Source organism: Niastella sp. OAS944, from assembly GCA_024809215.1.
GTDB lineage: Bacteria > Bacteroidota > Bacteroidia > Chitinophagales > Chitinophagaceae > Niastella.
The window spans coordinates 253,676-278,869 of record JANUBW010000010.1 but is presented as its reverse complement, the minus strand read 5'-3'; the positions used below and the strand labels follow the sequence as shown (position 1 = coordinate 278,869).

Genomic DNA, 25,194 nt, shown 5'->3' with positions numbered 1-25,194 from the left:
GACCGATTATTCATCTACGGGGTCGACAATTCATTTTCTTTGGACTGCATTCATCAACATATTCTACTCGTTGGTGATCATTGAACGGTTTTCTATTCAGCATTTTTTTTTCTAATTCGCGTTTTGTGGCTAGAAGCAGTGTTTCTCCATGTTCCCCGAACCGCTTATAACAAGAAAGATATAATCCGGTTTCTTCCAACCTTTTAAAAGAAATCACTTTCGGGTTAAAATAGAGATAAACGCCGGCAGGAAACTCTGGCCCATCATCCTGAGACCTTGGATACCTAACTGCCACGATTTCATTTTTGGGAGAGGTGATAAATTTGACGTGAGACATCCATATATGACCGCTGTTCCAGCCAAGATCATGAAAAAATTCACGGTGATCCCTTCGACACAATATCTGAAAGGCATCCTTAAACTTGTCAAAGGGCGTATGCAGCCAGTAAGGTTTTGCCCGCTCCATTCCAGGATCAAGCATGAGTTCTGATAGACTATGCAGTACGTATTTTCCCTTTTTGTTCGCAATATCACCTGATGATCGCTTCATAGCATTACTAATCCTGAACGGAGCGTCGCCATTGCAGTGTAATAGTAGTAGCGACGCTGACTAAATAATTTTTATCTCCTTTGTCCTTTGCGACTTCCATTCTCCCGTACGGTACGGGCATTTCGTCTATTGATGCCAGCGGTGTTATCGGCTGAACGTTTATGCTCAGGAACCGCCGGTTTGTCCACGACGTTTTTTGTGTTATGGGTCGGATTGTCCTTAAGGGAAGCAGCTATTGCCTCTTTCTTGGAGTTGTTAAATTTCTTAGCTCGTTCGTCGGGAGGATCAATTGTTTTTTTTTCTTCCTGAGGCGGCGCAACCGACCCTTTTTTTAATTCGACATATGCACCAACTTCCATGCGGCGGTCCTTCAAGTAAAGCCGGTGGTTAGTGATAGGCTCACCATCCAATTTGAACAGATCCATACCTCGGTAAATTGGATTTACCTGACCAAGCACTTGGCTTTCCCCGTTTTGATTGCCATTGTTAAATAGAACAAGGCTTCCTTTTTCTAAAAAGTCAATCATGCGGCCCCGATCATACATATTACGTAGTTCAATAAAATTGAGTTGTGCGAGCGTGGGCCGTATGTCAAAATCGGAATGCAATATGATTTCACATGCGCCATCGGGCCGCCTGGGCCGATCAAAGGCGACTTCTACCCATGAGGTAAACATATCATTGAGCTTTCTGACTTGGTTGGACTTCTGGACATGGTTCGCACCTACCGTATCGCGATCAGCAGATGCTTTTTTAAACAGGTTCTTGCGGGCAAATCTGCCTTGCATGGTATTGGCTATTTCCAACGCCGTCAAATTATAGTAGCTGGAAAAAATATTATACCTGTTTTTGTCCAGTTGAAGCGCTTCGGCTTCCTTTACAATAGCATCGGGAATGGTAAAATGGATAGGTGGATTGTATTGAATGAGTAGCGCGCTAAATGTATCAGGTGCATGTTCAAGCGCCCATTTCATGCGCTCATCGATCTGATTAACTACTGCTTCCGGTAACTGTTGTTTGTTGGCTGTAGACTGTAACGTTTCAACAATGAATGATTCAACTTCACGCGTATTTACCCCTTCAATAACCCTATGCGGAATAAAAATGTCGCGGGTTAAAAGCGATTCAATCGTTTGCAAGTACGAGGAATTGTTATCGTTGGCAGAAGGAGCAAAATTTAACTGGTATTCTACCACATAATTCCCTATGTTATCAGGGTTTTTAAAGGTTCTGATGTCACCAGCAGAAAACTCCAAAAGCCCCTTTGCTCTCGCTTCGTTAATCTGATCCTTTACCTCTTGGCCATACCCTAAATTTTCCACTTTTGTTAAAAGCTTACTCGTAATTTCCATCGATTCCATAACTCACTGTATTTTTTTGCTTAAATAATAATTACTTCTTTATTCCTTTTCCTTTTTCAGCTTGGAGCACTTTACGTACATTATTTCTAAAGTTGCGTTGAATCACTTTTGCTGGGGCAGCTGATTTGGTAACAGTGGATTGCTGACCGTTATTCTGCGTGCCATTAGCCATATGGTTGGACCCATTTGTTAACTGTTGCTGTCCATGGCCAGCAATAGTCATCGTTGCTGAATGTGCGAGTGCCGGTTCGCGTGGCTGGGAAAGTGCATTATTGTTCGCAGCTGGGCGACGACTGGCAGCTGGTTGTATCGACTTGACGGGAGAGGAGATAGACTTTGTCAGGGCATTGACTATCGATTTTAATACTGCATACATATTTCTTATTGCACGTACCGGCCGCGAATAGAGTTGTCGATCCATCTGGTTGAGCTGCCCCTTAAGCACGCGCAGGTCCATTTTTTCAGCAGTTGTCAAATTCTTTTTATTCTTGTTGTCATTATATACCTGCATCAGCACATCTCTTCTGACCTTTTGATAATCTCGGTCCTGCAATACGTCCCTTCCATAACGTTGTATATATTTATCGTTTTGTTGATCCCACTGCGCTAAGGCAGCATCAATTCGATTGATACCTCTGTTATCAGTATGATGTTCCATAATTTGTTATTTAAATAATTACTTACAATTTTTTTGCGCGAAGTATTTTCTTTCCCTTCAGCACCAATTGTTGTCGCCTGTCTCCACCCATTTCGCCAATATGTATAACAAACCGCTTTTTATGGGCAATGGTGAACTGATTAAATGCCGCTACAAAAGTGACCGGCTGATATCGAATGACTTTACAACCTGGTGTAGCAGTGGTAAGCAGCGGCGGCATTTCCTGTTGTGCGCGAGAACTCAATTTTTGGGCTTTGGCATCCTGTTGGAAAAAGCGCGTATACTGGATAGTAAATGGAATATTAGATGAGTTGAATAATTGAAAAACAAAATACATTTTACCGGCACTTACATACATCTGCCGTAACAATAGATAAATGCTTTGGCTTTTTGTTTTGGCAACAATGTCACGATGATTCACTTTGGAGAGAAAATCAGCTTTCATTTGTACATTGGCCGGCGAAAGTGTATCGGGATGGTATGCTATAGCAGGTATAGTGGCAGGGTCAGCGTACAGATATACCTGTTGCCCAGGCTCATTGTTATACTGAACATTTAAACTATACAATCGACCATCACTGGTAAAGACAGTTAGATTCGTGGGGTCGAATGCTTGTTTAGCCGCTTTTACTTTGAGCACATTCGACCCTTTCTTCACCACCTTTCCCAGTATGTCCGAAGAACCAAAATCGGCTGCTTCAATACCGGATGGGAAAACCAACATACTCGTCTTTCGGTAACAAACCTCAACATTTGCAGGAGATCGGGCAGTGTCCTGCGCATGGCTAACTACTAAGCCAGCAAATAATAATAGGGCCAATACACTCACAAACCTTTTCATACACATATCCATTTTTAATTTTTGAGAATTGGGTTATAGCTATTTACCATTGCTGGAATTTTTCAGCAAAACAGGATGTCCATCCTTCAAGGTGACTTTAATTAATTTGGCTTTTTTACTCAATAAAGATTTGGCAGATTCAATTCCAGCTGATGCAGCTTGTGCCGCCAGTGAAGGAGATAAGCTGGTAATTTGCAGGCTTTGCGCGCCTCTGTCCATGGCCAGTTTCGCGGCTTGATGACTCATAGCACCCGAAATCGGTATCCCGGAAATGCCATCCCGAGAAAATACTTCCATATCAACGGGAAAGAAGGAGTTTTTAAAACTGATATTTTTAATGGTCACCGCAAACCGGTCCTGCACTAAATGCCCTTCTCCCCAAACCAAGGTTCCTGCCGGAATGGTTTGATGACCCAAATACACTTCCTGGTCAAGTCGGAGGGTTACTGTCATTCCATTAGTCACCTCTTGAGTACCATAGATGGTAGCCGCGATAACATTGGCGGTGTCTTCTATAGAAAAATCTTCCAATTCATAAAAGCGATTACGTGTTGGTAAAGGCTTGCTGTTTTCAACACCACCAAAATCTGTATGCCATAATAAACTATCTGCACCCGAGCGATTACTGACAAATAATGGTTTGATATCATTTTTAGTAATGGGGCCGGTATATTTTTCTGCTATGCGCTGCGGATACTGAATATCGAGGATTTTGTTGAGTACACTGTCTATTTGAACCAGGTCAGGGTTCGCAGCGGGCGGTTGTTCATAATGATGCGCAGCTGTAGGAAATTCATCGGGTAAATTACTCAGTGAAATTTTATCCGGCTGCTTAGTGGATAAGGTAGCCGAATTATTGTCGAGTTGTTCACGTAACAAGTTTAGTTTATCCTGCAATAACCGTTCATTTTGGGTTTGTGTTTGTTGCCAGGAAAAAGAACGTATATCATCTGGCTCAGCGTTTGGAAATTTAACCTCGCGTGATACATGCGGATTGGAATCCGATAAATTCCGGAAAAATGGATCTTTGATGATTTGCTGCGCCTTTTCTGCTGAATCTTTTTCAGCTTGTAAATAAATACTGAGCTTATCCAACGGACGTTGATCTTCGATGGCAGGCGACGGCAGTTTGGTATTTATCCCTTGCGCCTGTGCCTGATCACTTTTACCGTTTTCAAATCCATTTATACCAAAGTATGCCACGGTTAACAGTAGGATAATAATCGCAGGCAATCCAACAAATAGCACTATTTTTTTTTGTTTCTCTTTCGTCAAATTCATACATCACGTTTTTTAATTATTGAATCGTTCTTTCCATTTGGTAAAAGCTGTCCAGTAATCCGGGCCTAATTGCTTGCAAACTATCCAGCGCAGCTTTACCCGCATTTGTTTTCAGCATACTGTCTATCGCTGACCGAAAGCCACGGATGGCTACAGTGTCTGCGGCAGACAATTTCGAATCGGACAATGGATCAGGCTGCCCGGATTTGATAAGCGGTGTAGTAGGTATTGGAGAGTGTGGATGTGGTTGACGGTTAAAGGCGTGTAGTCCAAGTGAAATACAATAAATACATCCGGCAGTGCAAAAAATAATTAATATCACTTTTTTCTGACGCAGCGTGCACTTATTATCCAAACGTTGCATGAGATGTACCCATTTTCTTTGTAATGATAAACATGCAACGCGAAACAAATTACTGGTCACCTGTTGTACCTGGTGAGGATGTTTTCTTCTTCTAAACAACCGCATACTATCGTTTTTGTACTTCGAGATCTTTATTGTCTAGTATTTCCCAACGTTCAATTAGAAAACCGTTGGAATTATTATCGGTTCTCACTTGTAAATCGCGTAAATATCCTTCGCTAATCAGGCTGCGTAAAGTGGTGGTCATCGGACGGATGATACGGACCTTTCCAAAGAACTTAAAATAATACGGGTAAGAGGTGATATTGACATTTACGCTGTCAACAATGATATGCTGACTGGTATTGGAACTAATTAACTGAGAAAAGAAACCGTTTTCCTTCAAATCATTATACACCCGTTTAGCAGATTCATCAGCGAGGTACATGGCTTTTTTCATCGTTTCAGAAATTGCTTTATCGTCTGGCGACAGTGTAAAAAATGCAGCATGAAAATCCTTTACATGACGCCGGGCTTCTACCGGAATATTATCTTTACGTGTACCGGAAACGGCAAGAATGGCTTTTCCGTCAGGAAAGATGACCACCTGCTGCCGTTGATTCTCTGAAAAGGAATAGCCTTTATAAATACTAAAGCAGGTGATGGTCATGCAGGCAATAATAATCACTACAGTGAACAGCCTAACATGCTTAAATGCAGTTTCGATATTACTCAATTGTTTAAACATATCCTTCGTTTACATCTTCAATTGTCTTACTATCAATTTCTTCAATCTTATTTGTTTTATCGACTTCCTACTTACCAGATATGCGGCCACGCATAGAGCTATTGGCATCCGAAAAATAATCCCCTGAACTGCTTCTAGCCATTCCTCCTGCCATGTTACTGCGGATGTCACTATAAATGTCGCCGGCCATGCCAGAAGCCGTAGAATAAGTACCATAGGTAACAGTATTCCTTGCATTTGAAAACATTTGCGTCACTTTACTTTGCATACCGATGCCACCACCTACAAAAACAATTTCATCCGCGATCGACGGAACAGTAGTAAAACAAATAATGCCGATGATCATAAAAATAATATAACCCAAATCGTAAGAACTAAAAAAAGTATCACCAGCATTAGCAATCTGCGACAAATCAAGTTTAATCATGTTCTCCTGTATTTTACCGAGTAACGCAGAAAGAATGTTACAGATGGGTAACCACAAAAACACGTTGATATATCGCGCCAGGTAAACTTGCAGTGTGTGATGAAAGCCGTCAAATACGGACAAGCCAAGAACCAGCGGACCAATAATCGCTAAAATGATGAGTTTAAAAATGCGCAGGGTGTTGACACATAAAGCGGCGGCTTCGTACAAGATCTGAAGAATAGTAGCAATGACTTTTTTAATAGAGTTCCGAAAATTGTAAGACATTTTTGCCAAAGCAAACTCAACATCATTGCCTATTTTCCCGAAGATGCCTTCATCGTTCACTTCAGAGGGATGATAGTAACGCATCCAAACATCTCGGTCACCTTCACCGGTGGCACCGACAAGCGCTTCCCATTTTTTTGATTTCTTAATTTCTGCTTCCTTCTGTTTTAATAATTCTTCTACCGCTTTATTCGAATTTTTTACTAAAGCACTGGTGCCAGCGACGGTTGGTTCTAATACTGAATTAAAAGTGTGCAGGAGTGAGGGAAAGAGCATAATAGCCATACCGGTAGCGAATGGCCGAAACAAAGGATAAAAATCAACAGGTTCAGCCGCCGCTATGGCGCGCCACACGCGGTTGCCAATATAAAATATCGCTGCAAACCCTGCCAGTGCACGACCAACGTCTCTAAGCTCGCCGCACAATGGCAGCAGCTCTTTGTAAAGATTGTTCAACACCTGCTGCAGTCCTTTGATTTCTGTAGCCGTATCCTGGCCAAATGTAATAGCGGGCACGCATAACATCACCATCATCATCAACAACCATCTTCCTCTTTCCATACTTCATCTTTTATTTTTCTTACTCTATACCATACATCCGCTTCACGCTGTTCAGTTCACCGGATTCTTTTAACCGCTGAAGTGCCAGCACCTGGTTATCCTTATTGAAATGCCGCAAAAAAGATAACTTAGTTTGCATTTGATCATATAACTGATCAATAGCTGTTAACCGTTCATCATCGGACATGCGTAGTTGACCAGCCGTTACCACCATTAATAATGCATTTAAATTCTCAGTGCTTTCTTTAAATAATTTATTGTAGACATCGGAAATGTATTGCAATTCGTTTGTCGTAAACATATTGCAGTCTGTGAAGGACTTAAAAGCAGCTTTGTATTCTTTAACGAGCAGTAATTGGAATTGAATGATTTCGGCTACCTTATAATACTTTTTCACTTCTGGATTAACCAACAATAAGCCATCCAAGAATACCTGATGCAATTTGTAATTACCGTTAGCAATATCTCTCACCTTATTGTACCCCTGTTCCAGAATACGATACCCTTCATACATGTTTTGTAAAATCTTCTTTAACTCGGCCAGCTTTTCTACATTCAGTAAGAGTTGCTGAATTTCGTGTTGCTGGGCGCTTGCCCGCGGGGATTGCATTAACAATAAACTAACGATTACCACGACGACTGTCCAATTCTTCATAACACCTCCTTTCTTTGATACACCTGAACATTTCTACTCACTACTTTGCATATAACCGTCTGGCTAGTTCTATTTCAGCCTGCTGCATCACCCGCATATTTGCTGTACCCCTAATGTCTTTTTCCATAGTGCGCAAATCGGCGACCTGTTGCATAACGTTTGCTTTTAATAATTCAATACGTTTAATGCGCTCATCATCGGACATTTCCAGCTTATGGGAAGACGTGACGCGAACGAGTTCATCGACCGTGTGCGTAACATCATCAATAAATGCGGAAAATGTATTCTGAAAAAGTTGCAGGTCTGAGCTGGTAAATAAACCACAAGACTGCGCCTCGGCCCACACTTTTCGATATCTTTTGTAAATAGAGGCTTGTAGGGCAGCAATTTCTGCCACATGTGCAAACTCGGTGATAAACGGATTAACCTGCTTTAAAGAAGTAAAATATTGGTTATGTAAAGAAAACTCTCCATTCTTTATATCACCCACCAGTTGCCAGCCATCTTTGGCAACTGTATATCCTTGCTGTAGTAAATGGGCATATACTTTCAATTCACCAATCTGCGTCACCAGATACCTGATCTGCGTGCGGCTTTGGCGAAACCATTCATCCCAGGTTTGCGCGAATGTTATTGAACACGACATTGAAAAAACAACAACCGGCAAAAAACGAATTACGATCTTTCTCATCATTTCCCTGCTACTCATAAACCAATTTTATTTTTAACACCTACATCATCACGAATCATTCGCGGCCGCCGCTTTATAGCTTTTGGACGCACCAGTGCATTCATTTCCTTTTCGGAAGGACAATCTTGGGGCTTAATGAACACCATCACTTTCCAGAGATCTTTGTAGTGCGCTTCCACACTTCCGAGCGACAGCTCACTGATACGTTTATCATAGCAATAATTGAAATTATAAGTGATGTCATCCGTTATATATAGTTTACCCTTTAATTCCGTGCGAAACCATTTAGAAGGATTACTATCCGTCACCGCGCCTATAGCTTCGGATAATTTTTTCTCCAGGTCATTCATAAGAGCACCCGGTGGAGAACCTGATTTCACCTGATCTTCTGAATATCCTTTGGCATACAAGACATCTTTATGTCGAGCCAACATTTCCTTTACGTTTAACATATCCTTCCAATTTTTTATTCTAATCCATACATCATTTTCACCATGTTGATTTCGGCAGCATCTTTTGCGCGCTGTAAACTCAAGACAGTATTGCTATTATTAAACCGGCGTAGATCCATTAAATTTTTATCAATATCATCAGCAGCATGAGCGATGAGTTCCAAACGTTTGGCATCACTCATTTGTGTCTTAAAGGAATTGACAATTAAAAATATTTGTTCGATGTTTTGTATGCTGGCATCCAATATGCCAGCATACACCTGACTGATGTAGTTGGTTTCTTTCGGTGTGAAATTCTTATCGCGCCGAACAATCGCACTGGCGCGTTTATATTCTTCCACCAGCTGGAGCTGCTGTTGGACAATACCGTTAATTTGACGGTAATACGTTATCGCTTGTTTAACCTTCCATAATTCGTCATAGTAATCGGCATATAGTGCCCGTTGCTTTTCCACCCACTCGGTAATCTGTTCAAGCTTTAATTTACTGAGTGTGTTTTCTACCGCTCGCTGCGCATTTTGCAGGCGAATCGTTTCATTTTGCAAACGTTGTATCTGCAAATCAACGGCTTTTATTACTTTGATAACAGCCGCTTTAATAACCTCTTTAATCGGGTCTTGTGCGTGAGCTTTGCCTAATGGTACAAATACAAGCAGCACAAAAGACATGCAACAAATCAGGCTCCTAACTCCACTTTCCATACTACACTACTTTTCCAATCTCACAATAAATCCAATCTATCACAAATCCATCAATTGTTACTTCACACGGTCAAAAGTCACCTTACCATTCGTCAATTTCCCATTTTCAAGATCAACAGAATAATAACTCCCTTTTTCTACTAACTCCAATAACTTTTTATCCGCGTGGTAGATGCCGGTAAACGATTCCGTTTCTTCAGGCTTTTCGATAGGTTTGTTATTATCATCCAGTCGCCTTTCCAAACTTTTACTTTCAACAGTAAATACGTTGTCAGCTTGTCCGGGATTTTTAGCGATGGTAAGCGTTTGTTTAAACGAAGCGCTACTATCGCCGCCTTCTCTAAAATACTGTCCGGGAAGTGCGCTCTCCACTGTTGTACTTCCCGATGAACAGGATGCCAAGAGCCATCCCATAAAAAATACAGCAATAAGTCTGTTCATAAGTGATAGGTTTTATGGTGAATAATTAATTTTTATTATTCTGCCGCTCGGCTACCAATGCGGTTATCCCTTTTTGCATGGAACCGAACTTCTCCGCATATTCCAATACTTTCACTCGTTCACGTCCTTCTGTGGTATAAGTAAAATATTCTTCGGGACATAGTTCATTCTTGAACACCTTCATGATCTGCCCGCCTATCTCAATGTATATTTCGCGATTATCTTTGTTGACCGATAAGAGAATATTTTTCCCTTTCTCTGACATTCCTAACGTCTCTTGTAGCTTGTCAAACTTGTTCATAAATTTACGCATATCCATCAATATTTTAATGTCTGCGTTATTGATTATCGCATCTTTTATAATTGGTGAATTAACCAGGTCGTCGAGTTCTTGCGTGATGACAATAGGGATGCCATTGAATTTACGAATCGTTTTAAACGCATACTTGATGAATTCAGCGGTACCTGATTTAGCAATAGCCTTCCACGCTTCATCAATGGTTAATACTTTTCTGATCCCGTGCAGCTTACGCATTTTGCTTAGAAACAATTCTGTGAGCAATAGCGTGCAAACCGGGAATAAAATGGGGTGGTCCTTAATATTGTCCATCTCTATGACAACAAACCGCTGACTCAATAAATCAAGGTTCTCTGTGGCGTTCAATAAGTAATCAAATTCGCCGCCGGCGTAGTATGGTCTTAAAACATATAAGAAGTTGTCAACACTGAAATCCCGTTCACTTACTTTATGCGATTTAAGCACCTCGACATATTTTTGTTCTAAATACTCATAAAAGGTATTAAAGCATGGAAATATGTGTTTATTTTCTTCGATAAATTGGTAATAGCCTTGTAGTGCATTGGATAAAGCCACATATTCAGACCGGTTGAAACGTTCATCTTCCTGCTTCCACAGTGCAACCAATAGTGATTTAAGGCTTTCTTTTTTTTCAGTATCCAATTTTTCGCCAGTGGGCAAATAGAAAGGATTGAATTTTATGGGCTTTTTTTCATTATAAGCAAAATAGTAGCCGCCCAGCAGTTCACATAGTCCCTTGTAGCTACCGCCAATGTCTAGGGTAACGCAGTGCGCTCCCTGATCATACAAAGACCTTAGGATATGATTGACCGTCATCGACTTACCCCCACCCGACGTTCCGCAAACCAGGGTACCCATATTTGAAGAAATTCCTTCCCGACGTGGCCCATCGAATAGATCTACTTCTAGTGGCACGCTGGACAATCGATCGGCAAAGCGGATGCCGGTACCAGGTGCAGCTGATCGGTAATTGGTTTCCGCCAAAAAGAAACAGGCGGCCTGTTCAGCAAAGGAAAGAAAGGTTTCGTTTACGGGCAGATCTCCTGCATTGCCGGGTAGTGCTGCCCAAAACAGTTGAGGGGCACCCTTTATTTCTTGGCGAGGTACGGCATCCATTTGAGCGATAGCGGCTGAGGCCATATTGCGTAAGTTATTCAGTTCTTCGGGATCGCTAGTCCACGCCATAATATTAAAATGTGCACGTACCGGCAACCGTTGCTGACTAAACGCTTCATTTAAATAAGCGTTAGTAGCATCCCTGGATATGGCATTTTCTCTGGAATATGCCGAGAGTGATTGCAGTCTTCTCCGCTTACTTTCCATTTTTTTTAAGGTTTGCTGTGTGTCCTCGATCACTAAAAACTGATTATAGACGTGATTGCAAGATAGTAGCAGACCAACTGGTGCAGCAAAGCCAATGCTAAATTTTGATTTATCGGTGCTGAATTTATCGTAGGTGATCCTGGGGCCGCATAGAGAAGGCAAATCTTCGATGTCACTCATGGTATACATTTGCAAGTAATGTTCACCGATCCTCAGTTCCGGTTTAAATAAAATATCCTTTACAACAGGCTGGCTTGTCGGTGGTAATAAAAAACAATATTGCTCCAATATCCCTGTCAGTTCTTTATTACCCACTATATCATTATTGCTGAGTTCATGAACCTTAATGTAGTTATTCTCGGCCAGCAACTTTTTAAACTGTCCTGCCTTATTCAAAAATTCCTGCAACAGATCCTGGTTGGTTAAATCCTGCGGAACGATAGAGGGGCGAAGGAGATTCGAGAAAACAGAGGTCGAAGGTTTTCTGCCATTGGCACGCCGGGTAATCATCAGTAGCGTATGGTGCTCCAAAAACTTTCTACCCGAAAAAAACCGTTTACCGCTCTTCGCTAAGAAACTGTCCTTCTGCTCGTCGATGTCAGGGGAATACGTTGACTCCAAACACCAGTCCTGTTTATGAACAACTGTATTGGCTGGAAGTACCTTTAATGCCCTGGTCCAGTTGTGATGTATATTTTCATAATCCTCCGAGCTAAGTGTGAAAATTTCCGGCAACTCCAGTTTGTACGTAACAGTAATGTCACCATTTTTTGAAAGTATGCACCCATTTTCTATTCTAAATATCGGTAATATAGCTTCCATAGATTTAGCGTCTGATTTACTTACCCTTAACTGAAGAATAACTCCTGCCAGTACGACTAGTGCGATCATTATCCCTACTATCATCTTTCACCTCCCGTTTGTTTAGTCCGATAAATGTCTTTCGAGAACGGCAGACAATAGCTACCGGTACTCTTTTATATGCTGCTTGTTTCATTAACCCATATTCCCCATATTTGCGACTCACGTTTGATACCCATGAAAACAAAAAAAATCCCAAAACCAGCACCAGCAGCAATGTGAAATAAGTTGGAATGCCGATGAAATAGCAGACGGCAAATAATATGAGCAACCCAACCAAACCTATTGCCAGGAATGTGATATACTGTGCTTTGATGCCCCGGAATTCAATCGCTTTATTAACGCCTTTATTGATTTCAAATACTAATGACATATTATTTTATTTTAGGCTTTTGATGATGATCACTAACAGCAGGAGCAATTACCCGCGACGCGACCGCCCTTCGGTTGATAGGTTGTCGGTGTACTGCCGCCGTTTCGCTCCCAACCGCTAGTGCAATATCTTCTGCTACTGGTACCTTTTCCTTTTTCGGTTGCTGCTTTTCTATTGGGTGGTCAGGAGTAGTATCACCTGGTTGCTCTTTTATTGTAGCCGCTTCATTACGCTCTTTTATTTTAGTGGCTATAGTGCGTTCTATACCGGATAATTCCAGCCGGAGAGCGTCCAGTTCCTTTTCTTTGTCGAAGGGCTTCATAATAAGATCTTCCAATAAGGGAATGTCGCGCTCGATTTCCGCTAACTTCTTTTGATGCTGATCGAGCAAGGAATCTATGCGGTCGATGGCATTGAGGAAATACCGGGCTGCTAATTTGGGATTATCAATATTGATAAAGCCCTCGTTATAGGTGTATTTTATTAAGGTTTGCGGACTTTGCACGAAGAAGTTGCAAACCATGGGGTCATCATTCTTGGATCGATAAATCGGAATTAATCGAATATATAGATCGAAACCATACAATGAACCGATTTTTGTTTCACTCTCCGGTTGAGCTGTTTTTTTCGAACTATGGTACAGCTGAATCAAATATTGGCCGATTTTCTCGGCATCTTTACTACTGCAGGTGGGTATCTCAATTGGATTTAATTTCGCACCATCCTTATCATGCTTTAATTGGCTGTGATAGGTTTTCTGGTCTTCCATTAATTTTCCAATAATACCAATATTTTCTGCCTGACGAATTTTTAAAAATTCCAGTTTGCCTTTTGATTGACTTAATTCCCGATAGTGAACACCTCTCAAACTCTCCAGTACGGCTATTTTCTTTTCGATGCGCGATTTTTCCAATAAGGAATTATCACCTGATAAAATAGCGATGTATTCACTGAAGTTCATACCGGACTGTTCGTCTATACCTCCTTCATCAATAGTACGCACGTGAAGCGAAGAGTTTTTCATCTGGCTGATGAACGTCTGTTTGTTCTTGAGCAGATTGAATTTATAATTATCAAGCGTCTGCTCAACGGCATAAATGAAGTTTTTAACTTTATTATTGTAATGTTCTTTTGCCAGCCAATTACCCTGCCGGGCACCTCTGCCATTACGCTGCTCCAGTTCAGAAGGCTTCCACGGAATATCCAAATGGTGCATGGCCACCACTTTGCGTTGCACATTATTGCCGGTTCCAAGCGTATCACTTCCCCCTAATAGCCCCCGTATTTCACCTCGATTCATTTTACGGAACAACTCTACTTTCTTTTTCCCTTGCCAATCATGAATAAACTGAATTTCTTGTGCTGGAATATTAAAGTCAGTGACGAGTTTATTTTTAATCGCTTCATATATATTAAATCCGGCAGTTCCAGGTGTACCCATATCGCAGAAAATAAGCTGCGTCCCTTTGTGTTCAGCGCTTTTATGGTACCATTCAACAAATTTCCGCACGCATACATTAATCTTGCTGTCGGGGTGGTCGCCATATACATTTGGATCAATCAATCGCATATCAAGCGACATTTTTTTCGCATAATTCGTAGCGATTAACATCTTCCCTTTCTCTTCTTCTTTGGACAAAGGCCGGTGACCAATTAAAGTAGCATCTCCGTTTTTAGCAAACTGCATGAGTTTGTCAATAAAACTGCGTTGATCTGGCGTCGGTGATATGTTCACTAACTCTTCATCCAACTCCGGTTTATCCAAACGTATATGTGCAGCTGTTTTGTAGTCTGTAATTTCATTATAAAACAAGGCCAGTTCCGGTACCTTAATAAAATGCCTGAACCGCTCCTTGGCAACAATTTCATTAGTGACGCTAAATTCAAAATCGGTGGTTTTACGAGCAAAAACTGCCGCCCAGCCATCAAAGTTTTCTATGCTCTGGCGTTCCAGTTCTCTGGGCCGTAAATATTTAAATAGGAGATACATTTCCGTTAGGCTATTGGAAATGGGTGTACCCGATAAAAAGGTGACACATAAATCGGAATGAAAACGTTCCTGCAAAGTGCGCACAGCAAAGAGCATATTGAGTGCCTTCTGGCTACCTTCCATATTGCCGAGACCAGCCACCCGATCATGCCGGGTGGTGAAAGTGAGATTTTTAAATTTATGGGATTCATCTACAAATAAATGATCGATGCCTAAATCCTTAAACGAAATATCTTCGTCTCGTTTTTCATTTAACCTATGTTGTACTTCCTTGAGTTTACCGGAGAGGTTTTCCTTTCGTATTTCAAGACCACGAAGCATTCTCTTGTTCACGTCCTGACCTTGTTCCTTTAAGGTTTGAAGATCTTTTACCAGGTTGTCTATTTCGGCTAAGAATATCTTCTCCTGTATTTCCAGCGACTGCTGTATCTTTCCAAATTGATCGTGCGTGAGGATGATAATGTCCCAATTATTATTTTTGATTTGTAGAAATAATTGCTGTCGCTTGGAAGGTGTAAAATCGTCTTCAGCGGGAGCGATGACACGACTACCGGGATATGCTTTACGATAAGTTTCTACAATTTGCCGGACATTTGCCTTCAGCGCAAGTATTGCAGGCTTGCGGATAATACCTAACCGTTTCATCTCTCTGGCTGCGACAATCATCGTCAGTGTTTTTCCGAGTCCCACTTCATGGTCAATTAAAGCGCCACGGTTTTGTACTATTCGCCAAATAGCATTTTTCTGAGAACTATACAAGTCTGATATGCCCAACCCTTCTCTATTTAAACCAGGAAATTGTTGATGGCTACCATCATACTCCCTGAGCACATAACAATTATAGGTGTCATTATATAGCCGTTCCAGCTTTTTGGCCTCTTCAAACGGTAGTGATCTCATCCACTCCGTAAATTGCTGACGGATGGATTCTATTTTTTGGTTGGCCAGTTGTATAGCTTCGGCATCCTGTACACGAATCTTACTGCCATCAGGCCCCGATACTTCATAGGTAAAATAGGGAGAAGTATTTTCCATGGCGTGTTCTAACAAAGTCGTGCCGTACATATCATGGCCACTTTTCGGCTTAATTGCATACTCTTCGGTAATCTTTGCATTTCTACTGGTCGCCGTAACCCTAAAACTGTCAGCAGAACGCAGGAAGTTCACATCAACACGCTGTCCAAATAAATGTTGGGCAAAAGAATTATAATAGGCTACAGGAATCCAGCGCTCACCTAAATTAAAATCCAATAATTCAAAGGGAATGGTCTCCGGTTGTACCCTGCGGATAGCCTCTATACTTCGAACAACCTCCGCATCTTTATTGCCCTGCACCGCATGCTGTGCTACTACGAGCTTTTCGACCACGTTTCCACTGAGATATTGGTCGGTTGTTTCCCATTTGCGGGTTTGCGGATTCAGATAAATATGATCCCGCAGGTCAGCAATTGTTTCTTCAATCGTTTTACCGGTTGCCTCACTAATAAATTCAAGATCCACTTTACCACTATCATTGAGCGATCGGGCTAAAGCCTCTGTGGGAACATCTGTGGTATATTTCTGCTGTTGTTCATGCAGGGCATCTTTTAGGAAATCTGATTTAACGTAGGCGCTGTTTTCCAATCGTTCAAGCGAGAAAAGGATAATGTTACCATAGGCCTCATCTTTTAAGATTAATCTTTTATTTCCGGTAGCATTGAGTTCTCCATATGCTCCAATGAACTCATCGTAACTGTTATTTAACTGAATTTTTAATGGGTGGCTCAAAGAAACATCTTCGATATTAGCCATTAAGTTGCAATAGGTATCGCGCAGCGCGATATAACGTTCATAAAATTTACGGTCTTTTTCGCTTACTGGAAAAGCAGTAAAGATGGCCTGGTCATTTTCTTTATCTACATCTTTTAACGTTCCTACCTTTGAATCAAAGAGAACAAGGATCCCGTTTTTATAAAAATCTTTTACACTACCTACAACATTAGGATCTGTATTCGTCAGATTAAAAGTGTGCTCAAGGGTCTTGTCGCCCTGGTAATTAAAATTATAAGGATACTGTCGTAAGGAGGATGACAATTCTTTTAAACAATGGGTCAGCAAACCAGCATCCATCCACTTCTGGGGAAATTGCAATTCCTCTACATTCGCATAGAGCTTATAGAGATATTGTCCACCGGCTTTGGTTTTTGCGGTAAGCAGTACAACAACATCATGGTCTGGGCGGTCTGTTGTTTTTATACTACTAATCAGGCGTGCCGTTTCTTTTTTAACCACTAATTCATCATCGCTTGAAATATAATCAATGGCGCGGTTGGAATTATCTGCCATCCCAGCATCGAATAGTCCCATCTGAGAAGATACCGCTTCCAGTTTTCTGTCAGGCATGGGCCGAACCGTAAATAACTTTTTTTCTTCATTGATTCCTGGTGCAAAAGAACGTTGCAGGCGATCAAACGCTTCTTTGTTAAAATTGGCAACAACATCGTCGGTTAATAAAGCTGATAAAGCATCCGCCACCTCGTTTATATTTCCTTTTTGCCAAACCTTTAAATGTGCCTTGCCATATTGATCTTTATCTTCCGTCATTTCATTACCAACATATCGTTGCTGCTCGCTGAGGGCAATAAATTTGTTGATAGTGTAAACGCCGAATTCGTTTTCACGGGTACTGGTTTCGACAACCAGTTCCTCAGAAGCAGATAAATTCGTTTTGAAAGAATTCTTTTGTACGAGGACCAGGTGGCTGGGCGCTTCCGTATTTCCTGTTTCTTTCATCAAATTATCCGGCATGACCACGACGCTAACTAGATCCGAACGTTGAAACAGGTATTCACGAGCATTTCGATTTGATGGGCTATCCAGAAATGCATTGGTGGTTATAAAAGCCAACAATCCACCTTCCCCAATTTTTTCGAGTGCTTTTACAAAGAAATAATTGTGAATTTTCGAAGTGAGCGATTTATCTGCAAAAGTTTGATCATATACCTGGAAATTACCGAAAGGTATATTACTGACAATTAAATCATACTGGTTGTTATCACCGGTCGGCGTTTCCTCAAAACCACAATTGTGCACTTTACTTTCTACTGGCCAGCTGGAGGAAAGGGCATTCAATATTGTTCCAGTTAACAGATCTTTTTCAACAGCCGTAATGCGCTCAAGTGTCGGGAAGGCTTTAATGGCTTCGGTGATAAAAACACCTGCACCTGCACTTGGCTCATATATTCGCTTAGGAGAAATGCCTTGTTGTTGCAGGATGTTATACACCGTTCTTGGTACTACGTTAGGCGTGTAAAATGCTGTAAGCACACTACTTTTTAGCGAATCAATCGTTCGTTTGTACGCTACATCATTGAAATAGTTTTGAAGCATCTCGTGAAAACCCTGAACAGGGTAATACAGTCGCATATCATCGGAAGATGCTTTATGTTTAACCCATTCCTCTTGCGAAGCGTTAGGTAACAATACCGCTTTAATACCACCAAAACCAGAATAGTTTTTTAGCACGTGCAATTCCGACGCTGATAATGTCTGACCTGGCATCCATTTTAAAGCTGTATGTAAAGCGGTAATATTATCACTCAGTTTCTTCGCCACGTTGTATGCCATAACACCTCCTATACTTAAGCTATCTTCCTTTCGAAATATTCTTTAATCGCACCAGTAATTTCATAATGTAGATACCTGTTCTCTTCTTCTAATGAGGAAAAGTTATATTTATCAAAAACCGGATTACAAGCGTTGATGAGATTGATTATTTCATATAGTAAAATGCCTGATTCATTTTGCAGTTGCAGTAGTTGCGGCTCAAATTCCTCTTCAAGAACAGATCGGATATAATGAAATTTTGATGGCCGGAGTTCTTTGGTTACCTCTTCGAGGCAATATTCCTGCACCAGATAGGGCGGTTTGCCATCGAGTAGCATCTGGTCAATGGTCGGCTGAACCAACTGGATTAGCGTGTCCAGGTAATCCCCTAATTTACTTTCTTCCTGAAGGGAGATAAGTAGATCAGGATTATTCTCTACCAGGTAAGCGTGTAATTTTCTTCTTAATACCTGTTCCATAATTATTGATTTGAGATTAAGATTACGGTAAAAACAAATTGCCATTACTTCTTTATACCCTTGTTTAAACCAGACCGTACAAGACGTGCCTGTTTGGGACGCAGTCTACGTCCCGGAAAGATGGAGTTGACATCAATTTCTTCAGCTTGCCGCAAATCAACGGCCGGAAAAAGATGTAAAAACGCATTATCTGGCTGCCCCATTTTCCTCGCATAAACTATCGGGTCCAGCGCTAGTTCATGGGGGATTTTTAAACAAACGACATGTTTGGGAAGTAGTTCAACATTACTATTATTGGTAAATAATGTATTCTTCTTTTTATTAAAGAATAGTAGATAATGCTCTCCATCCCTGGTAACATCAAGTTGGTTAAGACTAATGCGATTAAACCACTGGTCTACTTGCCGCATCTCCATCAACCGAATGTCAATGTAAAACTCTGTACCGGCCAGGGAGATACGTGGCAATACACTCCGTTCCTTGATATTTTGCATAAGCGCTTTTTAAGACACACCAAAAAATCCACGCAGGACGGTTGCGACTACTACTAAAAAAATGCATGAACCAAACCAACTAGCCGCCACCTTCGACGTGTCCTGGTCACCCGCGTTCCATTTATTATACACTTTAATGGCTCCGACAATGCCCACAACGGCGCCAATACTATACATTAGCGTCACGCCTAAACCGAAATATTTTGTTACTTCAGTCGTCGCGCCAGTGAGCCCTTCGCCGGCAGCTTGTGCAAGTAGCTTCTGTCTTACCGTTAACAACACGAGTGTAAAAAATCCTATACATCGTCCACCTCGGTTCATTTTGAACCGTTTAACCATTCTACACATATTCATACTTCACGATTTTTCCAATAGAAGGGAACCCTGTTTCATTAACCCACCATTAACCATTCATCACACAGGGTTCCCATAGATCCAACCTTAACCACTATCCTATCCTTCGAACATTGCCAACTTAGGCGACTAGCCACAAAGCTTCTACCTCGGCATCGCTAACATCAATGCCACAGTGTTGTTTCGCTCGTTTTATGATAACATTATTAATAGCTACACGAAAGGGAAGTTTATTTAATTGAGGGTAAACTTGTAATACACTTTTCAAGTCAGTAAGAAGCGTTGCTTTGTCCGTGCCAGGCAATCCCTGTAACAATACTTTTTCAATACGAGACGCGAGTTCTTCTAAGCTGTCAAACGCACCATCATCATCCTCTGGCTCATATTCTTGTATATGGTCTTCATGGCCTTGCTTCGTGTTATATCTCGGCCCATTCTCTTGTTCGGATGTATCATCAGAAAAGTCTTGTCGATCGGGATCGGCTTTTGCCGCTATATTACTCTGAAAATTTGATGTACTGCTGTTGCCAGTGGAAAGGCGCTTTTTCCGAGAGAACAAAAAGAAAAGTATCAGATAAAAAACGCCAAGCACTATAGCTAAAATTAGAAAGTATTGTTTCCACGATGCATTAACAAATAGTGTATCCATTGTAATAGCTTTATTTGTTCAAATCACATCACAAATATGCTATTACAGGAAGGCGGCACTTCACATCTTTTCCCATATGGGAAAAAGAATTTACTTGGCGGCCAGATCATCGTCATCCATCTTCCGTAAGAGACTGGATCGTAAATTGTCCAAAAATGCAGTTCTATTTTTTTGTCGGAGTCTGATTTCCTCCCACACCTTGTAGATATTATTTAAGGGGAGATTGAAGAATTGAGAGAAAGCTTCCGCTATTCGTTTAAGATCAACCTGTGAGTGGTTAAACACACCACTGGCATACAGTCCGTATATTAATTCTATCATGGCGACCTTTGGTGCCGTCCAGGTAAGGACGAAGCGCGGCTGTTGTTGGTGGTCGGTTGATCCGGACTGCTTGAGGCGTGTAATTCGCTGATTAAGCTCCTGGCAGAGCATTTCATAGGCGATGATTTTCGCCAGCAGGTAGTCATATCCCGTAGAGTAGCCTCGATCAAAATCTATAAATTCTTGCAGGGCAGTTTGGCCGTTATCCGAATGCCTGGTAAAATAAGAATGATCTAGGTAGTTTAACCCGCTTTTATAATATTGATAAAATTGGGCATAACGTTCCATAAATATTTTCACCCTTTGTAAATGCCTTCGATAGTAGCTTTCCTCTACTTCGGGGCTGATGGTAAAATTGTTGAGAAGAATATGGTACAACTCAGCGTAAAAAATGTACCGAGCAGTGAACCGGGGCTTCACTTCACGAAAAAAGTTCACCTCCTGTTCAGTGGACTGAAACGACGGTTGTGTAGATCGCAGATTCACACAATACTGTAAGCAAATTTCCATCGACATCCTTGCTTGTACGATTTCCCCATATTCATCTTTCGAAATAGCGAGTAGATCATCTTCAAGTTGTTTCAGAAGCCCTTCGCAAAAGACTTCATCGCGCTGTTGGAATTCCATATTGTAAGGTTTTAGGTGACAATAGAAATGGCTACAAGCGCAAACAGGCCAAAGGTGTTTTGCATCAGCAAGTAAACTACATTCAGTCAGATAATTTTGATGGGATTTAGGAATTACAATCTAATTCATCCAAGGTAAATTGCGATGAGAAATAGAACATACATTTATGTCTTTTTTCTGGTATTGTTTTATGTAAAGATACCTTTACAACAGGTACTGTCAGTTTAACGTTTGTTAAGATTTTGGCTACCCATACGGCTAAGAGTTACTTCAGATACTCCAAGAAATGAGGCTATATGCCGCCGCGGAACGCGAGTGATAATTTCCGGAAAACTATTCATAAACCATTCAAAGCGTTCCTTTGTAGTTGTTCCCTTTTGTAATTGATATGTATGCTGTGCCTTTATAACATAATACTTTTGTATCAGCTCTCTGATAATATAATTAAATTCCAGATATGTTTTATAGGCTGTCTGCATCTCTTGATAAGTTAAATAAAAGATTTCGCAAGGTTCCATCGCTTCAATACACTCAACACTTGGAGTTTGTGAAAAAAAACTTTCCACGCTGATAGCCATTTGTCCTTTTTGTAAGAACCAAGAGGTGACTTTTTTGTCATCATCACCCAGGTAATAACAGTGAAGTAGACCCGCGTTTAAAAAAGATCCTATTGTGTTAATTTCGTTCTTTTTCACCAGTAATTCCTTTCTTTTTAATTCTCGTCTTTTGAGGTGAGTAAAAATATAGTCTTGCAATCCGGAACTCATCGGATAAATGTCATTAAGTAGTTTAAAAAGAGCCTCCATAAATGATAAGGTGTTTATACGATTATCTAATTTAATATACTAACGGCAAAAAGATGAATTTTTAATAATTTTTATTACATTGCATATACCCCTACTAACGGTTAAGCCTGTTCAATATTTTTTTACACGCAAACCTTTACCTATGGCCATTCTTCCCAAAAATTTTATTGCCATTGACGCTGAAATTACCATAGCAGGAGGTGCAAATGGAGTACCGTTCTCCTTATTTGATCCAAACCATCCATTTGCCCACCAAAACCAATATCGACCACTTCCTTATTACCAGTATGAAAATAAGTTCAATGACTACAGTCAGTTTAATAGAGAACGACATTTGATTATTGAAGAGGAATTAACGATTACCCCGCCCCCCTTAGACCTTAAAAAAGCTTTTAACTGTTTTAACCAGGTGCAGTCAGCAGGGGCAAAGTATAGCATAAAGCTATGCCTGGATGTTCCAAACAATAAAAATCCGCTGGCCCTTCCGCCGGAAACAGGAAGTCAAACAGGCCATACGTTTATTGTGATTACAAAATCAAATGCAGGAAAAACAATTACGCAGGTGTTTGGGTTTTATGCAAAACAGCACCCTGGCTATCTCTTTCCATGGCGGGCCATGCCTTCCATTATTCTAAACAATCAACTTAGAGAAATTAACGCAAGTCTCGAAATGAGTTTAACTCAGGATCAATTTGATAAATTGAGACAAAAGGCTTTCGACCTTGCTAAAAATAAATACGCCGCGGATAGTTACAATTGTACCAATTTCGGAATGGATCTATTTAATTCTGTGAGAATAAAACCAATAGTCGTTGAAAAATTTACCGTTTTTTTACCTGTCAATCACATAGGTCCTAACTTGCTAGAGCTAACCAAAACCCCTCAAATGCTGTTTAAAAAATTGAAATCGATGAAAGACGGAAAAGACGCGGAATCGCCTAACATTATAATTGACACCACGGGGAAAACAAAAGCTCCTTTATCTCATGGTGAATGCAACTAAGAAGCTTATATGAAGAAGGTAATTATTTTAATCATTATTGTCGTGGTTTTATCAAATTTGCCACCACTAAAATGGATTGTTGGACCTGATGACATCTTATATAGTAATGCGTCAGGCTCATTTACATTTAATGAACTAAACTATGCGGGAAGAAATTATCAATTATGTATAGTTAATTTTGAAGCGTTTAAATCAGTACACAAGGAAGACACATTGCTATTTAGAATTACTCCGATTAATATTTTTAAATTTTGGCGTTGGAATGAATATCTAACCAATGACAAGTATAAACTACATTATAAATCCTGGAAGGAAATTGAGACAAAGCGGGGGCCATTAGTAAATAAGACGAATTGGCAAGCTTTTTAAAATTTACTAACCAGATACAGGTAACAGCGGGGTAAGCTATGGATTACTTCTGCTGGTTTGCTACAATACGAGTTGAAGCGCTGCTTTTGGAAAAACGGATATTACAAACCACTGATAGAATTAAAAGCAGGAATAAAAATGAATAAGCGATATAATTGATACTATATAAATAATAGAATATCGAAGGGAAGGTATTATGTAAGTAAGTTTCAATTAAAAAAAGGGGAATATTGATGGATTGTACACAAAAAATTCCTGTAAATATCCAAAAGTGGCTTTCCCTGGTAAGGTTTTCAAGGGGTGGCTCAGTTAAAATTGTATAATAGTAATAAATAGTAGCTACAATTTGTAGCAAGGATGAACTCGCGGACCAATAGCCTTCAAATAGCCGAACCTGAACTCTTGTAGCACCATAAAAAAAATAATAAGCAGTCGCGGCAACGAAAAAGGCCCCAAATGTAAAAGTGGTATACATTATTATGTGCTGTATTCTTTTTTGTTTGAAGTGGAGATAAAAAAGAACATAAAAAAGCACGAACTCAGCTAAAAGATAAGGCCCAACCGTGACATTGATGCCTTTATGTTTGGGTGGGTTGAGAATGGGTTGAAGAAGGCCATGGAAATCATTAAGTAAAGTAATGACAGCATATACAATCAGCACCTGAAAAAGTCGGCACCTACGCTTGAACCGTACTGCAAGAATCAAAAAAACTAGATTTAGCAAAATCATTATCAATACAGGATAAAATGATTGCCTTAATGCGTCTCGGATAATCCCTATTTCTATTTGCAGTAAAGTCATTTCTTATAGGATTAGGAACTACAAACTAGTTCATATAATTAAATTCCCCATGAGAAAAAACACAGCATTTTAGGTAATTTTTCCATAGGGTTATTGGTTGTTGAAATATTAAATTAATATCCGCTCAGCAAAATGGTGGCACCCAACCGCGCCTCCTGGAAATTAGAATGTGAATGGGAGAGAAGTTTCAAAGCAATATAACTCATTGCCTATGTAAAATGAGAAAATACATTCTGTACTTTGTTGGGATGATTTGTCCTTTATATACATTTTTTCATATATTTTATTTTACTTCACGGCTGAATTTAATCCCACAAATACTTAAAATCATAATAGTATGACAGATCTTCCACTGTACAAATGTTTTGCAGGGTATGATGTACGATTTCTCAATAATAAATTAACAGTAACTGCAGAGGATGCTGCTTTTTATGACTACGAAATTGCAAAGCTGCAATCGGGAAATGTAGAATACGGCCTGTACCAATATGATCATGTAGCCTTTCTCCTCATTGCCATAGATGATTGGAAATTTGATTTTGATCTCAACGCTTTTGAATTGCTTCCTAGCGCTATGTATCAGCTCCTACACTCATACAATGGAGATATTTGTTTTAAAATCGTTACCACTCGAACGCGTCAATTAATCACCGAACGAGTATTTCAATTCAATAGCTTGTTTACACAACACTTGAAAGACGTTTTAAAGTGTCAAGTGGAAAACTATAAAACCTCTGAGCAAGTTAATAAACAAGTAATTATGTTAACAGATGCACTTTCTACCGAAGAAATGTTTCAGGAGGCTACTGTATATACGTATTCTGGCGATTCGCGATAACCTGAAAAGACGGATTGCGTTTAT

At 40.4% G+C, this 25,194-nt stretch carries 25 protein-coding genes; 3 read left to right on the top strand and 22 right to left on the bottom strand.

Going from position 1 to position 25,194, the window contains the following annotated elements; all coding sequences use genetic code 11:
- Nucleotides 1–10: 10 nt before the first annotated feature.
- The 22 genes from GGD38_RS31185 to GGD38_RS31080 all read right to left on the bottom strand — a co-directional run bounded on the left by GGD38_RS31185 (nt 11) and on the right by GGD38_RS31080 (nt 22,158).
- Nucleotides 11–550, bottom strand: coding sequence for a hypothetical protein (locus tag GGD38_RS31185; protein WP_375303327.1), 540 nt, complete (start codon nt 548–550; stop codon nt 11–13).
- Nucleotides 551–621: 71 nt separating this feature from the next.
- Nucleotides 622–1,911: a hypothetical protein gene (locus tag GGD38_RS31180; RefSeq protein ID WP_375303328.1), complete on the bottom strand. Its 1,290-nt coding sequence runs from the start codon at nt 1,909–1,911 to the stop codon at nt 622–624.
- A 31-nt stretch (nt 1,912–1,942) separates the two neighbouring features.
- Entirely contained in the window at nt 1,943–2,569 is a 627-nt protein-coding gene (locus GGD38_RS31175; RefSeq protein WP_375303329.1) for a hypothetical protein, read from the bottom strand.
- Between the two features lie 22 nt (nt 2,570–2,591).
- On the bottom strand, nt 2,592–3,410 hold the full coding sequence (locus GGD38_RS31170) for a DUF4138 domain-containing protein (RefSeq protein ID WP_375303330.1): 819 nt from the start codon (nt 3,408–3,410) through the stop codon (nt 2,592–2,594).
- A 39-nt stretch (nt 3,411–3,449) separates the two neighbouring features.
- Nucleotides 3,450–4,691, bottom strand: a complete 1,242-nt coding sequence (traM, locus tag GGD38_RS31165) for a conjugative transposon protein TraM (protein WP_375303331.1) — start codon at nt 4,689–4,691, stop codon at nt 3,450–3,452.
- A gap of 16 nt (nt 4,692–4,707) precedes the next feature.
- Nucleotides 4,708–5,160, bottom strand: coding sequence for a hypothetical protein (locus GGD38_RS31160; protein WP_375303332.1), 453 nt, complete (start codon nt 5,158–5,160; stop codon nt 4,708–4,710).
- Between the two features lies 1 nt (nt 5,161).
- Nucleotides 5,162–5,782: a conjugative transposon protein TraK gene (gene traK, locus GGD38_RS31155; protein WP_375303333.1), complete on the bottom strand. Its 621-nt coding sequence runs from the start codon at nt 5,780–5,782 to the stop codon at nt 5,162–5,164.
- Between the two features lie 67 nt (nt 5,783–5,849).
- Nucleotides 5,850–7,037, bottom strand: coding sequence for a conjugative transposon protein TraJ (gene traJ / locus GGD38_RS31150; RefSeq protein WP_375303334.1), 1,188 nt, complete (start codon nt 7,035–7,037; stop codon nt 5,850–5,852).
- A gap of 19 nt (nt 7,038–7,056) precedes the next feature.
- The gene (locus GGD38_RS31145) at nt 7,057–7,692 is read right to left on the bottom strand and encodes a TerB family tellurite resistance protein (RefSeq protein ID WP_375303335.1); all 636 of its coding nucleotides are present in this window, start codon (nt 7,690–7,692) and stop codon (nt 7,057–7,059) included.
- Between the two features lie 40 nt (nt 7,693–7,732).
- Nucleotides 7,733–8,401: a hypothetical protein gene (locus tag GGD38_RS31140; RefSeq protein ID WP_375303336.1), complete on the bottom strand. Its 669-nt coding sequence runs from the start codon at nt 8,399–8,401 to the stop codon at nt 7,733–7,735.
- A complete protein-coding gene (locus GGD38_RS31135) occupies nt 8,398–8,835 on the bottom strand; it encodes a hypothetical protein (protein ID WP_375303337.1) in 438 nt (145 codons plus the stop codon). Before GGD38_RS31135 ends, GGD38_RS31140 begins: the two co-directional genes overlap by 4 nt.
- 14 nt (nt 8,836–8,849) lie before the next feature.
- Nucleotides 8,850–9,536 (bottom strand): conjugal transfer protein TraI, encoded by a 687-nt coding sequence (locus GGD38_RS31130; RefSeq protein WP_375303338.1) that lies wholly within the window; start codon nt 9,534–9,536, stop codon nt 8,850–8,852.
- 57 nt (nt 9,537–9,593) lie between these two features.
- Entirely contained in the window at nt 9,594–9,977 is a 384-nt protein-coding gene (locus GGD38_RS31125) for a hypothetical protein (protein WP_375303339.1), read from the bottom strand.
- 25 nt (nt 9,978–10,002) lie between these two features.
- Nucleotides 10,003–12,510 (bottom strand): TraG family conjugative transposon ATPase, encoded by a 2,508-nt coding sequence (locus GGD38_RS31120; protein ID WP_375303340.1) that lies wholly within the window; start codon nt 12,508–12,510, stop codon nt 10,003–10,005.
- Nucleotides 12,458–12,853, bottom strand: coding sequence for a DUF4133 domain-containing protein (locus tag GGD38_RS31115; RefSeq protein WP_375303341.1), 396 nt, complete (start codon nt 12,851–12,853; stop codon nt 12,458–12,460). The genes GGD38_RS31120 and GGD38_RS31115 overlap by 53 nt, the downstream gene beginning before the upstream one ends.
- A gap of 1 nt (nt 12,854) precedes the next feature.
- Entirely contained in the window at nt 12,855–18,449 is a 5,595-nt protein-coding gene (locus GGD38_RS31110; RefSeq protein WP_375303342.1) for an Eco57I restriction-modification methylase domain-containing protein, read from the bottom strand.
- Nucleotides 18,450–18,463: 14 nt separating this feature from the next.
- Nucleotides 18,464–18,907 carry a DUF1896 family protein gene (locus GGD38_RS31105; protein WP_375303343.1) on the bottom strand — a complete coding sequence of 148 codons (444 nt, stop codon included), beginning with the start codon at nt 18,905–18,907 and terminating at the stop codon, nt 18,464–18,466.
- A gap of 44 nt (nt 18,908–18,951) precedes the next feature.
- Complete coding sequence (locus GGD38_RS31100) at nt 18,952–19,401, bottom strand: hypothetical protein (protein WP_375303344.1); 450 nt, start codon at nt 19,399–19,401, stop codon at nt 18,952–18,954.
- A gap of 9 nt (nt 19,402–19,410) precedes the next feature.
- Nucleotides 19,411–19,722, bottom strand: coding sequence for a DUF4134 domain-containing protein (locus tag GGD38_RS31095; RefSeq protein ID WP_375303345.1), 312 nt, complete (start codon nt 19,720–19,722; stop codon nt 19,411–19,413).
- 154 nt (nt 19,723–19,876) lie between these two features.
- Nucleotides 19,877–20,404, bottom strand: coding sequence for a hypothetical protein (locus GGD38_RS31090; RefSeq protein ID WP_375303346.1), 528 nt, complete (start codon nt 20,402–20,404; stop codon nt 19,877–19,879).
- A gap of 90 nt (nt 20,405–20,494) precedes the next feature.
- Complete coding sequence (locus tag GGD38_RS31085; RefSeq protein ID WP_375303347.1) at nt 20,495–21,352, bottom strand: RteC domain-containing protein; 858 nt, start codon at nt 21,350–21,352, stop codon at nt 20,495–20,497.
- 224 nt (nt 21,353–21,576) lie between these two features.
- Nucleotides 21,577–22,158, bottom strand: coding sequence for a Crp/Fnr family transcriptional regulator (locus GGD38_RS31080; protein ID WP_375303348.1), 582 nt, complete (start codon nt 22,156–22,158; stop codon nt 21,577–21,579).
- Between the two features lie 142 nt (nt 22,159–22,300).
- Here GGD38_RS31080 and GGD38_RS31075 point away from each other — a divergent pair, with 142 nt between their 5' ends.
- The 3 genes from GGD38_RS31075 to GGD38_RS31065 all read left to right on the top strand — a co-directional run bounded on the left by GGD38_RS31075 (nt 22,301) and on the right by GGD38_RS31065 (nt 25,170).
- Nucleotides 22,301–23,161 (top strand): hypothetical protein, encoded by an 861-nt coding sequence (locus tag GGD38_RS31075; protein ID WP_375303349.1) that lies wholly within the window; start codon nt 22,301–22,303, stop codon nt 23,159–23,161.
- Nucleotides 23,162–23,170: 9 nt separating this feature from the next.
- Nucleotides 23,171–23,530, top strand: coding sequence for a hypothetical protein (locus GGD38_RS31070; protein ID WP_375303350.1), 360 nt, complete (start codon nt 23,171–23,173; stop codon nt 23,528–23,530).
- A gap of 1,139 nt (nt 23,531–24,669) precedes the next feature.
- Nucleotides 24,670–25,170: a hypothetical protein gene (locus GGD38_RS31065; protein WP_375303351.1), complete on the top strand. Its 501-nt coding sequence runs from the start codon at nt 24,670–24,672 to the stop codon at nt 25,168–25,170.
- The last annotated feature ends 24 nt before the right edge of the window (nt 25,171–25,194 follow it).